This is a genomic window from Shewanella sp. GutDb-MelDb, from assembly GCF_002836075.1.
Classification (GTDB): Bacteria; Pseudomonadota; Gammaproteobacteria; order Enterobacterales; family Shewanellaceae; genus Shewanella.
In genome coordinates this window covers 1-13,183 of the sequence record NZ_PJBM01000153.1, presented here as the reverse complement: position 1 = coordinate 13,183, position 13,183 = coordinate 1, and the positions used below count along the sequence as shown (strand labels likewise).

The 13,183-nt window shown below is 44.1% G+C and carries 11 protein-coding genes; 9 read left to right on the top strand and 2 right to left on the bottom strand.

The window, feature by feature from the left end; all coding sequences use genetic code 11:
* The 3 genes from CXF82_RS06585 to CXF82_RS06575 all read left to right on the top strand — a co-directional run.
* On the top strand, nt 1-1,253 hold a 1,253-nt coding region (locus CXF82_RS06585), incomplete at its 5' end, for a methyl-accepting chemotaxis protein (protein WP_102043885.1).
* 864 nt (nt 1,254-2,117) lie between these two features.
* Nucleotides 2,118-2,447, top strand: a complete 330-nt coding sequence (locus CXF82_RS06580; protein ID WP_102043884.1) for a hypothetical protein — start codon at nt 2,118-2,120, stop codon at nt 2,445-2,447.
* A 113-nt stretch (nt 2,448-2,560) separates the two neighbouring features.
* The gene (locus tag CXF82_RS06575; protein WP_101093302.1) at nt 2,561-3,427 is read left to right on the top strand and encodes a sensor domain-containing diguanylate cyclase; all 867 of its coding nucleotides are present in this window, start codon (nt 2,561-2,563) and stop codon (nt 3,425-3,427) included.
* Nucleotides 3,428-3,515: 88 nt separating this feature from the next.
* On the opposite strand, the gene CXF82_RS06570 is transcribed toward CXF82_RS06575, so the two are convergent.
* Complete coding sequence (locus tag CXF82_RS06570) at nt 3,516-4,016, bottom strand: glycine cleavage system transcriptional repressor (RefSeq protein ID WP_102038944.1); 501 nt, start codon at nt 4,014-4,016, stop codon at nt 3,516-3,518.
* A gap of 180 nt (nt 4,017-4,196) precedes the next feature.
* On the opposite strand from CXF82_RS06570, the gene CXF82_RS06565 reads away from it, so the two are divergent.
* From CXF82_RS06565 to CXF82_RS06540, 6 genes are all read left to right on the top strand, one after another.
* Nucleotides 4,197-6,452 carry an ABC transporter permease subunit gene (locus CXF82_RS06565; protein WP_101093298.1) on the top strand — a complete coding sequence of 752 codons (2,256 nt, stop codon included), beginning with the start codon at nt 4,197-4,199 and terminating at the stop codon, nt 6,450-6,452.
* A gap of 85 nt (nt 6,453-6,537) precedes the next feature.
* Nucleotides 6,538-8,190, top strand: coding sequence for a phosphate ABC transporter permease PstA (pstA, locus tag CXF82_RS06560; RefSeq protein ID WP_101093295.1), 1,653 nt, complete (start codon nt 6,538-6,540; stop codon nt 8,188-8,190).
* Nucleotides 8,191-8,221: 31 nt separating this feature from the next.
* Nucleotides 8,222-9,040: a phosphate ABC transporter ATP-binding protein PstB gene (gene pstB / locus CXF82_RS06555; RefSeq protein ID WP_101093294.1), complete on the top strand. Its 819-nt coding sequence runs from the start codon at nt 8,222-8,224 to the stop codon at nt 9,038-9,040.
* A gap of 25 nt (nt 9,041-9,065) precedes the next feature.
* Nucleotides 9,066-9,776 (top strand): phosphate signaling complex protein PhoU, encoded by a 711-nt coding sequence (phoU, locus tag CXF82_RS06550; RefSeq protein ID WP_101093292.1) that lies wholly within the window; start codon nt 9,066-9,068, stop codon nt 9,774-9,776.
* 502 nt (nt 9,777-10,278) lie between these two features.
* Nucleotides 10,279-12,255 carry a BCCT family transporter gene (locus tag CXF82_RS06545; protein WP_101093290.1) on the top strand — a complete coding sequence of 659 codons (1,977 nt, stop codon included), beginning with the start codon at nt 10,279-10,281 and terminating at the stop codon, nt 12,253-12,255.
* A gap of 225 nt (nt 12,256-12,480) precedes the next feature.
* Nucleotides 12,481-12,846 (top strand): YajD family HNH nuclease, encoded by a 366-nt coding sequence (locus CXF82_RS06540; protein ID WP_101093288.1) that lies wholly within the window; start codon nt 12,481-12,483, stop codon nt 12,844-12,846.
* A 73-nt stretch (nt 12,847-12,919) separates the two neighbouring features.
* On the opposite strand, the gene CXF82_RS06535 is transcribed toward CXF82_RS06540, so the two are convergent.
* Nucleotides 12,920-13,165, bottom strand: a complete 246-nt coding sequence (locus CXF82_RS06535) for a DUF1289 domain-containing protein (protein ID WP_102043886.1) — start codon at nt 13,163-13,165, stop codon at nt 12,920-12,922.
* Nucleotides 13,166-13,183 lie beyond the last annotated feature (18 nt).

The window sequence follows — 13,183 nt, the reverse complement described above, 5'->3', positions numbered from 1 at the left end:
CCATTTCGGGATTTGAGCCCGCTCTCGAGGCATTAAGACGCGGCAATTATGAAGAGTCGAATCACATCTTACTGACTCAAATTAACCCACTGTTTAAGAATATTAATACAGAAGCGCAGTCATTTTTGGAACTACAGGTAGCCGAAGGGAAAGAAAGTTTTGAACTGTCTAAGGACAATATGGCTTTCTACATCTTATTAGTCGCGATGTTTTCCAGTATCAGTATGCTGGTGATCAGTATCAGTTCTACTCTTATTATTAGACGCGTTAGCCAGGCGGTAACGCAGCTTGAAAATACCGCTAACGATATTGCTAATGGGGATCTGACCAAACGTATCAATCTGGGTGGCGATGATGAATTTTCACATATTGCAGCGTACGTGAATCAGATTACATCCAGATTTCAACATGCGGTACAAAATACCCATGATTCGACGTCTAGATTGGCAAGTTCGGCCGAAGAAAACTCCGTGGTATCGACTCAGACTCAACGTAATGTGGTCGATCAACAGCAACAGACCCAGCTAATCGCAACTGCCATTCATCAGTTTTCCGCAACAGTGCGTGAGGTGGCTCAAAGCGCAGCAGCCGCTGCAATGACCTCGGAAGAGGCGAACACCGCAGCCAGTAATGGTCAAGCGATTGTTGATGAGAGCATTAAGGTGATTGAAACCCTATCTACAGAGATGGACGATGCAACCGAGGCGATGAAGCTCCTGTCGCAACATTCAGATGAAATTGGCTCTGTGGTCGATGTTATTCAGGGGATCTCCCAGCAAACCAACCTGTTAGCACTCAATGCCGCTATCGAGGCCGCCCGTGCCGGTGAGCAGGGACGAGGTTTCGCGGTGGTGGCCGATGAGGTGCGTAATTTAGCCAAACGGACGCAGGACTCCACGGAAGAGATCCAAAAGATGATCCAGCGTTTACAGCAAGGTGCTCGTGATTCTACGGTGATGATGGAGCGTGGGACTGAGCAAGCGAAGTTGAGTGTCGATAAATCGCAGCAAGCCGGCGATGCACTGCAGCAAATTATAGTCAGTATCGAACAGATTAACTCTCTGAATGCGCAGATTGCAACGGCTTCCGAACAGCAGAGTTCGGTAACCGAAGAGATAAATAAAAACATCATCAATATCAGCGATATCTCAGATCAGACTGCAGCTGGAGCGGAGCAGAGCAATGTGGCCACCCGGGAGTTAGCTATCCTAGCGGAGTCGATGCAACAGCAGATCGCGCAGTATAGAGTGTAGTTATTCTCATCAGAAGTACTAGGGGCTGTTGATCTTTCGAGCTTAGTTTTTGTTCGACTCTTTGTCGTAAAGAATCATGGCTTTAGTACAAGGCTTGAGCTTCTTGCTTAGCCGGCTAAGTAAGAAGCTTGTAACGCACTTTAGTTGTAAAAGAATAGAAGCATTGAAATGAATCCGAAGGGCCGCACTTCTTGGTTATTTTTACTGTGTTGCCGGCTGTTTGTGGAGAATGACTAAACGATATCGCTGCCGCCTTGCCAAAATAGCCAATAAACTGCGGTAAAAACAACCGTGAAAGATCAACATTCCCTAATTGGCTATGTAAGGCTTATGAGTACTTCAAGCTTCGCTTGCTAACCCAGCGTAAAAACTTCGTCGCAGTAATCCATAGCCTCAAATATTAAAATTAACGCTCTACACGATCAGTCAGTACAGTCGTTAGATTATTGCGGCTTTGTATCACTAGCGGGGCAATCACTCTGCTGGTGCGACTATCAGCATCTATGGTAGCGGTTCGCTTGCTTTGCCCTGTTAAGTTGGTAAGGTATTGTTCATAAGGAAATCAAAGCGTTATTGTTCAGAAGTGTTCATGATGATACACCTAGTATAAGAGACTTACATAAGGCCTGCTCTCGTCAGTATTTAGGTTGGGAAGTAGAGATGGATTTTATCTTTCTACTGCCAAACACTCTTTATTCATGCTTGGTATTCCAGATTGAACTCGTCACTGTAGTGGGGGGGCACAAACACCAATTTTAAACGGACCAAATAAAGTGAGTGTTTATGCGTCCCTCAACTTTTGAGCCAGCAATGCTTATCTGCTTAAAACAACGTTTTTAGTATCAGGCACTTAAGGATATATTAATGAATAATCTTCACACTTACATTGCAGCTACAAAAGGTGAGTTGAACGGGGTGAAATTAGAAGCCTCGGAATCATTTGATAAATCATATACCGATCAAGGTATCGTCGTTAATTGCATCGAATCAGTATTTCATTTCAACAATGGGGTGGTGATGAAATGTTGTAATGAAGCTGATATGTTGGAAGAGAATGAACAAATATGCGCAGAGTGTTGGATATCATATGAAGTGATTTCCGAATCTGACGATACGCATATATGTCCTCAAAGAAAGACGTTCTTAAATCATTGCCAAGAGGCTTTTTGGCTGAAAATTAACAAGCAACAATAGGCACGTAAAAAGCGAATCAATAAGGACAAAAAACAATGGACTGTTTTCGTTGCTCAATATTCGCCCATTAGCAGGGCATTTTATGCTTCATAATTGAAGGTGTAGACGAAATAATGAACTCGCACATACTTAAACCACGCGCTAAGGCCTTCGATTACCTGTTTGATTCAGTGGTCGTCACTGACTCACAAGGCATCATTACTGATTGGAACAAAGGTTCTGAAGCACTCTATGGCTACTCCAAAGAAGATGCTATTGGTCAATCTGTTAGTATGCTCCATGTCCCAGAGGACACCGATCACATCACATCAGAAGTGATATCAGCGGTGGGAGAATTGGGGCAATGGACTGGTGAAATCAGGATGTTACATAAAAATGGCGATATTGGCTGGATCGAGTCTATGTGTGTCCCTATTTATGATTCAAATGAGCAGATGGTCGGTGCGCTAGGGGTCAATCGAGATATCACCAGTCGCATAAAAGAAGCCGAACGACTTCAATACCTCGCACATTATGATTACCTCACAAAAATCCCTAATCGTTACTTGTTGTTCGACCGTGTGGAGCATTTAATTGCACAGTCTAAACGTCATAAAATGAATTTTGCGCTGCTTTATATTGATTTGGATAAATTCAAAACGATTAACGATACCAAAGGTCATACTTTCGGAGATCAGGTCTTGATAGAAACCGCGATACGGCTCAAACAATGCATTCGTGGCTCAGATACCGTCGCCAGAATAGGGGGGGATGAGTTTGTTATTTTGCTAGAAGAAATGGCGAATAAGAATGATGTTTCGATAGTCGTTGCAACTTTAGACAAGGCATTTAATAAAGCATTCATTGTCGATGGTAACAATATTGAGGTTTGTTGTAGTGTGGGGGTCGCAATCTACCCTGACCAAGGAACCACGATGGACTCATTGCTCGCAACTGCTGATAAAGATATGTACCAAACCAAGCGGCGTGATCGCGATTAGCTCAAAAAAGCCTGCACATGGCAGGCTGATGCTTGTCTGATACCGATAACGTCAGCAGACGTTTAAGCTTGAATGTACGTCATGCTCACTAAGTCGACACGTTATCCAACACCACATCGTCTCCAATAGCGTGCAGTGCCTCTGTTAATTTATCCTCATGGCTGGCATCTTTGAGGCCTAAATCAAACTCAGCCCTAAACAGGGCGATACCTGTGTGGCTAGCACTCTCATATCGAGTACTCATGTGCTCAATATTGATCCCTAGTGCACTGATCTTATTTGAGATCTCGTGGACTAAACCCGGTCTGTCATAGGCAACTAGTGAATAACTGAGGTGGATATCTTCATTGGTGGCTTTCTTCGTTTTTGCGTAAGTTAACGCAACACCTTCTAAGCATTCTAAGCTTTCAACGAGTTCATCCCACTGTGCCGAAGGCACCTCTAATAATAGGATTGCAGCAAATATGCCATCGATGTGGCGTAGCTCAGAATCTAACCAATTACCGCCGTGTCGGCTTACTGCATGGGCTATTTGTTCTACTAAACCTTCACGGTCCATCGCTTGTAACGTAACCAGATACCTTAACATATTGATATAGCTCCATTAATTAATAAGTTAACCACTGTAACACTAGTGTCATTTTTGCGTAATATAATGCACAGCATTAGAATATGTCAGCGTAGTGCTTATTTGGTAACACTACAGTTAGCATAGTCGTGGATACAATCCCAGTTTATTTTACTGGCTTTTAAATAATCGAGGTTCTTAATGGAAACTCAGGTATCTCAGCCTGGACCTGCTGCAAAAAACCTATTGATAAACAATGGTACATCGCGCAGAGCAATCATGGACAAAGCTGCCCAAATAGGTGTCACCATTGGTGGAACCATGGTATTTGTGGCCTTGCTACTGATCTTCTTTTATCTACTTTATGTGATTAAGCCGCTATTCGATAGCGCTGAGGTCACACCGGTTGTAAGTGCTAAATACCATGATACTCAACCAGCGTTAATGGTCGGTAGTGATGAGCAGAATGAGATCATGTACCGCGTATCACAGCTAGGTAAAGTGGACTTTTTTGATACCCAAACATCACAACTGATCCGGACTGAGCAGATTAATACGCCTGCTGGCTCTCATGTTGTGAGTAGTTCAGTCGCCATGCCAAGTGAGCAGCGCTTTGCATTAGGGTTGAGTAATGGCCAAGCGATTATTGCAGGGGTGGAGTTTGGGGTTACGTACCCTGATGACAAGCGCCTCATCACACCTAATCTTCGTTTCTTAAATGGAAACGCGCCGCTGACCGTGGATACTGAGGGTCATGCACTTAACCATTTAGTATTTGATGTTAGCAGTGACAAAATGAGCTTTGTTTATCAAGACAATGACAAAGTATGGCGCATCTCTCGCCAAGAAGGCGAAGAGAACATGATGACCGAAGAGGTTGAATGGGTGACGTACACAGGCATTATTCCTGATGCTCCCGTCAACGTACAACAGAGGTTGATGACTCCCGATCACCGCCAATTAATTTTGAGCTCAGATAACAAACTGTTTGTTTATGATATTCGTGATGCCGAAGATGTGAGCTTACGACAAGTACTTGAACTCGGACGTGCCAAAGCCAAAGTGACTAATGTAAGTTTGTTAGCGGGTGCCAGCTCTTTGCTTGTCAGTTACGACAGTGGTTTGGTGCAGCAATACTTTCAAGTTAATGGTGAACAAGGGCGTCAATATCAAGAAATTCGTGACTTTAAAAATAAAGCGGGGATCAAGAGTGTCGCGTCAGAATTCTATCGTAAGAGTTTTGTCACCATTACTGACGAGGGTAATTTAAGCCTGCTTTATACCACCAGTCAGCGTGAGCTTTTCTCTGAAAAATTTAAGCTTAAAAACCCAGGTACAATCGGGTTTAGCCCACGTTCTAACGCGCTGGTTGTGGAAGCCGACGGCAAACTCAACCTGTTTAGCGTATCCAACACCCATCCAGAAGTATCGTGGAGTGCGATGTGGAGTAAGGTTTGGTATGAAGGTTATCCAGAACCTAAATATGTGTGGCAGTCAACTTCAGGTTCTGACGACTTTGAAGCAAAGTTAAGCCTTATGCCATTGGCGTTTGGTACGATGAAAGCGGCATTTTATGCCATGCTATTTGCCACTCCGTTGGCCATTGCGGGTGCGATATATACGGCATATTTCATGTCTCCCAAAGTACGTGCGGTTGTTAAGCCAACCATTGAAATTATGGAAGCTTTACCGACGGTTATTCTGGGTTTCCTTGCTGGCCTTTGGCTCGCACCGTTGATTGAACATAATTTGCCCGGCATTTTAACCCTGCTCATATTATTGCCCTCCTCGGTATTGTCTACCGCATTTGCTTGGCATAAATTGCCCGCTAAGTGGAAGCAGCGCCTACCTGATACTTACCAAGAGATTATGTTAATCCCGGTGATTTTGTTTGTTGGTTGGTTCTCGTTTGCGATTAGCCCAGGTTTAGAATCTGCGTTCTTTGGTGGTGATACACGTATGTTTATCACCAATGAGCTCGGCATCACCTTTGACCAACGTAATGCGTTAGTGGTGGGTGTTGCAATGGGCTTTGCGGTTATTCCTACTATCTTCTCTATTGCAGAAGATGCCGTGTTCTCTGTTCCTCGTCATCTCTCTAACGGTAGTTTGGCACTGGGTGCAACAACGTGGCAGACCTTAACGCGGGTGGTGTTGTTAACGGCAAGCCCAGGTATTTTCTCTGCGGTAATGATGGGATTGGGACGTGCAGTAGGCGAAACCATGATTGTATTAATGGCAACGGGTAACACCGCGATTATGGAATGGAGTGTCTTCGAGGGAATGAGAACCCTGGCTGCCAACATTGCTGTTGAGATGCCTGAGTCGGCCATTGGTAGTTCGCATTACCGGGTGCTGTTCCTGGCCGCCTTTGTACTGTTTATCTTTACGTTCTTCTTCAACACGATTGCAGAAGTGGTAAGACAACGTCTACGTGAACGCTATAGCTCACTGTAATTGTAGATTTATATGGATGTTTTGATAATGATAAATACTAATTTCATAAAGAGTAAGTCGACAATCGCCGTAAGAGGTTTAGCTAATGGGTAAGTGGTTTAAATCTGGCTCTCCTTGGATTTGGATGACCAGTGGCGCCGTGAGCGTTTGTTTAATCGCGGTACTTGGGTTGCTATTGCTAATTGCATGGCGTGGTTTAAGTTACTTTTGGCCTGCTCAGATCTATCAGTGGGAGATACAAGATCCTACCGGTGACCGTTACAGCATTATCGGTGAGATATACGATAGAGAAGAAGTGCCTATTGAGCGTTTGTTGTCTGCCGGCCATACGTTTGATGCAGACGTTGGTGATACTGTTACGCGCTACCTGATCAAAACCGGTAACCGTGAGTTTGTTGACTTAGATTTTCGCTGGGTGATGGAGACCAATATTATTTCGCGCACTAAGCCGAATGATATCGCGGTCATCGAACGTAGCAAAAACGGTGACTTCTATGGTTATCCAGTGGGGATCATTGAAGATGGCCAGCGGTTAACGCCTGATAATATTGAAACTGCTTTTGCAGAGCATATCGAACGTGCAGTTGCGCTAAATGACAAAGCGCTCGATATTCAAAAAGGCGATATCGGCACGATAAACTATGAGCTAGAGAATCTGCGCTTAGAGTCACGCCGCTACGAGTTGGATAATGCGCTGACTGATAGTCGAAAAGCTGAAATTGAAGCGCAGCGTTTAACGTTAGATGCTGCATATCAAGTTGTTGAAAAAGAGTTCTTTGCCCTTAAAACTGAAGCGGGTCGTGACTTTGTCATCATTCGAGACATGCGCGGCGAAGAGGTGACACTTAAACTTGATACCATTTTAGATGTTACTTACGCTAACCGGCTCAGCATATTAGGCAAAGTCGGGCATTGGTTTATCGGTATCGGTAAGTTTGTCAGCGATGATCCACGTGAAGCGAATACTGAGGGTGGTGTATTCCCCGCTATTTTTGGTACCGTGTTTATGGTGATGTTGATGGCAGTGATCGTGACACCATTTGGGGTGATAGCGGCTATTTACCTGCACGAATACGCCAAGAAGGGGCCGGTGACTAAGATGATCCGTATCGCGGTGATTAACTTAGCGGGTGTGCCATCAATCGTTTATGGTGTGTTTGGATTAGGTTTCTTTGTTTACATGTTTGGTGGCTCAATTGACCAACTGTTTTACCCTGAAGCACTACCAGCACCCACTTTTGGCTCACCAGGTGTTCTCTGGTCGGCATTAACTTTGGCCATTTTAACCCTGCCAGTGGTGATAGTATCGACGGAGGAAGGCTTAAGCCGTATTCCAAGCTCGGTGCGCCAAGGTAGTTTGGCACTGGGCGCGACGAAAGCCGAAACCTTGTGGCGCATTATCGTGCCAATGGCCAGCCCTGCGATTATGACGGGCTTGATTTTAGCGGTAGCCCGCGCTGCAGGTGAGGTTGCCCCCTTGATGTTAGTTGGCGTGGTAAAGCTTGCCCCAACACTGCCAGTGGACATTAATTTCCCATTTGTGCATTTGGAACGAAAGTTCATGCACTTAGGTTTCCACATCTATGATGTCGGTTTCCAAAGCCCTAACGTAGAAGCAGCGCGCCCCTTGGTATACGCTACTTCCTTCCTTTTGGTCTCGGTGATCGTGGGGTTAAATTTAACCGCCATTGGTGTACGAAACCACTTACGCGAAAAATATCGTTCGCTTGAGCATTAATTGACGATTATCCTAAGTGATAGGAAATAACATGATTTCAATAGATCAATCGGTAATGAAGACTGAAATGCTAGACTTAGAAAACTTGAGTAAAGAAGACACGGCATTAGAGATCCGTAACCTCGACCTTAAATATGGCGATAAGCAGGCACTGTTTGATGTGTCTATGCATATCCCTAAGAAAAAGGTCACGGCATTTATTGGCCCAAGTGGTTGCGGTAAATCAACCCTATTGCGCTGTATTAACCGCATGAATGACTTAGTTGATCACTGTCATATCAGTGGTGAAATTTTGCTGCACGGTCAGAATATCTATGACAAAAAAGTCGATGTTGCCGCACTGCGTCGTAATGTCGGCATGGTATTCCAACGTCCAAACCCATTCCCTAAATCAATTTACGAGAATGTGGTGTATGGATTGCGCCTGCAAGGCGTAAAAAATCGTCGTGATCTTGATGATGCGGCTGAGCGCTCTTTACGTGGCGCTGCGATTTGGGATGAAGTAAAAGACAGATTACATGACAATGCATTCGGACTCTCTGGCGGTCAGCAGCAGCGTTTAGTTATCGCACGTGCGATTGCGATTGAGCCAGAAGTTTTGCTGCTTGATGAACCCACATCGGCACTGGATCCCATCTCAACGTTGACGATTGAAGAGCTGATCACTGAGCTTAAATCTAAATATACCGTGGTGATTGTGACACATAATATGCAGCAGGCTGCACGTGTGTCAGATCAAACCGCCTTTATGTATATGGGTGAGCTGGTTGAATATGCTGACACTAACACCATATTTACCACACCGCGTAAGAAAAAGACTGAAGATTACATTACCGGTCGTTACGGTTAACTTGAACTGATAGAGGTTTATTACAATGGAAAACATGAACTTAAATAAACATATCTCTGGTCAGTTCAATGCTGAACTGGATGATATTCGTAATCGTGTATTGACGATGGGCGGGCTTGTTGAACGTCAGCTAGAGCAGTCTCTTGATGCTTTAGCTGCACTAGACTCTGAGCTAGCTCAGAAAGTAATTGAAGGTGACCACAAAGTGAATGGCATGGAAGTCGCCATTGACGAAGAGTGCACCCGCATCATTGCTAAGCGCCAACCCGCGGCAAGTGATTTACGCCTAGTATTGGCGATATCTAAAACCATTACCGATTTAGAACGTATTGGCGATGCGTGTGTGAAGATAGCAAAAGCGGCGCTGGACAAGCGCTCTAAAAATCAACAGCCTTTGCTGGTGAGCATTGAAAATATGGGCCGCCATGCGACGCGTACTTTGCATGCCACTCTGGATGCGTTAGCGCGTATGGACGCTGATGTGGCGCTAGAGCTGCATAAAGAAGATGCTAAGCTCGACAAAGAGTATGAAGGAATTATCCGTCAGTTGATGACCTATATGATGGCCGACCCTAGATCAATCCCAGAAGTACTTGATGTGCTTTGGGCGGCTCGTGCTGTAGAGCGTGTTGGCGATCGTTGTCAGAATATTTGCGAATACATCATCTATTACGTTAAAGGTAAAGATGTACGTCATATCTCCTATGAAGAGATGGAGAGAGACTTGAACTTCTAGTTTTGTTTGTTGATAAAGCAGACAAGGCCTGACAGCATTGAATGAATAATGAGACAAGCCCCACAGATTGATACTAAGTGGTTACTTGTTAAACTAAAAAACAGCATTTTGCTGTTTTTTTTGTATTTGGACGATAGACGAAAACCTCGGCTCAATGAATAATGTATCCGCATTAATGAATTTTGTGTTGAAAATCCAAATTTAAACCCAAACCTAAGCCAAATTCTATTAAATAGCTGGATCGGGCCTTACACGGCAGACTCTAGGTTGAGCTATTCAATACGATTTTAAATATGCGAGTGGATCAAATTCACTGAACAACCATCCGTTCAGTCTATTGATTTATTTACATGTCTTTGGTGAGTACAACTCATGGGCTTAGGCACAAAATGATAAGCCCGCCAGTGTATTCTTATATTAGCTTATAGGCTCCTAACCTCTGCCAGGCCCTGTCATGCCTAGCGAGAATAGAGGCGTATGCTTCATTAACTGCGGTAACTGTATGTCGATTAAATCGAGTATTAATCCACCTGTTTTTTTCTCTTCTGTTTTCCTGATCACTTTAATGGTTCTGACCACCGCTATTTGGCCGAACCAAGCGCAAGACTTCTTTAAAATTGTACAATCCTGGTTTGAGTTAAAAGCTGGCTGGCTTTATATCCTAGGCGTCGCAGTGTTTTTAATTTTTGTCATCTTCGTGATGGTGTCACGTTTTGGCGATATTAAACTTGGCCCTGATCACTCTGAACCTGATTACAGCTATAAAAGCTGGATAGCCATGTTGTTCTCCGCGGGCATGGGTATTGGTTTGATGTTTTTTGGTGTTGCAGAGCCGGTGATGCACTATCTTGCGCCGCCAGATGCCGATCCACAGACGATACAAGCTGCAAAAGATGCCATGAAGATTACGTTCTTCCATTGGGGCATTCACGCATGGGCTATATACGCCGTAGTGGCGCTGAGTTTAGCGTACTTCTCATATCGTCATAAACTACCATTGCTGCCTAGAAGCGCACTTTATCCAATATTTGGTGAGCGTATTTTTGGTCCTATCGGCCATGCTGTCGATACCTTTGCGGTATTGGGTACCATGTTTGGTGTGGCAACATCGCTTGGTTTTGGTGTGCTGCAGGTCAATTCAGGCCTTAACTATCTACTGGGTGTGCCTGTAAATGCTTACGTCCAAGTGGGCTTAATTATCGTTATTTCGCTTATTGCCACTGTATCGGTGTTCTCCGGCCTTGATAAAGGGGTGAAACGCTTAAGTGAACTTAACTTAGGTTTGGCGATACTATTACTTGTTTTCATATTGATATTTGGCCCAACAGTAGAACTGTTACAAGCTTTTGTACAAAACACTGGCGGCTACTTGAGCGACATTGTTGGTAAGACATTTAACTTATATGCCTATGAGCAGAAGAACGATTGGCTCGGTGGTTGGACGTTACTTTATTGGGGCTGGTGGATCTCATGGTCACCATTTGTAGGGACTTTTATTGCTCGTGTGTCACGTGGTCGTACTATCCGTGAGTTTCTAATCGGTGTGCTATTTGTGCCATCGGCGTTTACCTTCTTATGGATGACAGTATTTGGTAACTCTGCCATTGACGCCATAATGAACCAAGGCGCAACTTATTTATCTGATGCGGTTTCATCAGATGTATCTGTAGCGCTATTTGTGTTTTTTGAGCACATGCCATTTTCTACCTTGTTATCGACAATCGCATTATGTTTGGTAATAACCTTCTTCGTCACTTCATCAGATTCAGGTTCGTTGGTGATTGATAACTTAACCTCGGGTGGCGATCACAATGCACCCGTATGGCAACGGATTTTCTGGGCCATGTTACAAGGTATAGTGGCGTCAGTACTGTTGTTAGCTGGCGGGTTACAAGCCTTACAAACAGCAGCGATAGCCAGTGCATTGCCGTTTCTAATTGTGATGCTGCTGATGTGTTTTGGACTGTTTAAAGCATTGCAGGATGATTGGTTAAAGATCAATAGTGTGCAATCCCATAATACCAGCGTGCAATTCACCAAGACTAACGTCAGTTGGGAAGATCATATCGATGTTCTTGTCTCACATCCTAGTGAGGCTCAAGCGTTAGGTTTCTTGGAAGAAGTGGCAAAACCGGCATTAAATAAGGTCTGTGAGACTTTTAATAGCAAGGGCGTAGCGGCAGAGTTAAAGAACTTTGATAGTCGTATTCGCTTCGTCATTGCTAACGAGGAACATGATGACTTTGTTTATGGATTGCGGATCCGTGCCTTTAGTATTACCAACCCGATTGAAAGCGAAGTTGCAGAAGGTGACTCTGAGTATTATCGGGTTGAAGTATTTTTAGAACACGGCGGACAACATTACGATGTGATGGGCTTTACTCAGGAGCAAGTATTGGCAGATGTGGTTACGCAGTACGAGAAGTACCTGCATTATCTCCATCTTTCCAGTTCTGAGTATTTAGGCAGTGAAGTCTAGCAACCGATATATGACTGAATGCAAATTCAATAATTAGCGCAGTTTTAGGGTCGTAAGTACATTGAAAAAGGTTAGCTTCAATACGCAATTTAACAGTGTAATGGGCTAGCCTTTGTTATTTCAGCAAAGTTTGGCTGATTGATCATCGAACTCAGTTACAGCTGATATATTTCAGTGTTAGTATTAACCTAATTGAATTATTAAACCGAAACGAGATATACCAACATGGCAGCAGCACCAGGGCAAAGTAAGTTAGATAAAGTACTAGCCGAAGCACGAGATTATAAAGCCAAGCGTGAAACGGGTTACCGTGAGCAAGCACTTAAGCTTTATCCTTGGGTGTGTGGCCGTTGTACTCGTGAGTTTAACAATGCGAACTTGCGCGAATTGACAGTGCATCATCGTGATCATAACCACGACAATAACCCATCCGATGGTACCAACTGGGAATTACTCTGTTTATATTGTCACGACAATGAGCATTCAAAGTTTGAAGAATTGATCCAGTACGGCGCCACGACCGAAGTTAAGATGGACACTGCGACGTACAATCCCTTCGCCGATCTAAAAAGTATGCTCAACAAAAAGTAATCGCACTTTAAGTTAAGACACATAAAGCCGTCGATTAACGATGAAAAAAGCCGCTAATTGCGGCTTTTTTACGTTAAATTGAACCGTCTTCGGTTGCTTTAAGTCTTGCTTCGGCTTCCAACCATTTAGCGCGGCTTAAAATAGCACTATTTTCGCCATCAAGCATATCGCCCTTACGTTGTTCAAGTTTGGTCCACACTCGCGCTTTGGTCTCATCGCTGGCGTTACCCCATCCTACTATTTCGTCAATATGGCGATAACAACCCATACAGTAATCATCTTCATTTAGCCCACAGCGAGCCACGCAGGGTGATTGCATTTTATTGTGCACCTGTTC

Excerpts from the sequence above, each read along its gene's own strand:
- CXF82_RS06535 (WP_102043886.1), bottom strand. The coding sequence starts at position 13,165 with ATGCAATCACCCTGCGTGGCTCGCTGTGGGCTAAATGAAGATGATTAC.
- CXF82_RS06540 (WP_101093288.1), top strand. The coding sequence starts at position 12,481 with ATGGCAGCAGCACCAGGGCAAAGTAAGTTAGATAAAGTACTAGCCGAA.
- CXF82_RS06545 (WP_101093290.1), top strand. The coding sequence starts at position 10,279 with ATGTCGATTAAATCGAGTATTAATCCACCTGTTTTTTTCTCTTCTGTT.
- CXF82_RS06565 (WP_101093298.1), top strand. The coding sequence starts at position 4,197 with ATGGAAACTCAGGTATCTCAGCCTGGACCTGCTGCAAAAAACCTATTG.
- phoU (WP_101093292.1), top strand. The coding sequence starts at position 9,066 with ATGGAAAACATGAACTTAAATAAACATATCTCTGGTCAGTTCAATGCT.
- CXF82_RS06580 (WP_102043884.1), top strand. The coding sequence starts at position 2,118 with ATGAATAATCTTCACACTTACATTGCAGCTACAAAAGGTGAGTTGAAC.
- pstB (WP_101093294.1), top strand. The coding sequence starts at position 8,222 with ATGATTTCAATAGATCAATCGGTAATGAAGACTGAAATGCTAGACTTA.
- pstA (WP_101093295.1), top strand. The coding sequence starts at position 6,538 with ATGGGTAAGTGGTTTAAATCTGGCTCTCCTTGGATTTGGATGACCAGT.
- CXF82_RS06575 (WP_101093302.1), top strand. The coding sequence starts at position 2,561 with ATGAACTCGCACATACTTAAACCACGCGCTAAGGCCTTCGATTACCTG.
- CXF82_RS06570 (WP_102038944.1), bottom strand. The coding sequence starts at position 4,016 with ATGTTAAGGTATCTGGTTACGTTACAAGCGATGGACCGTGAAGGTTTA.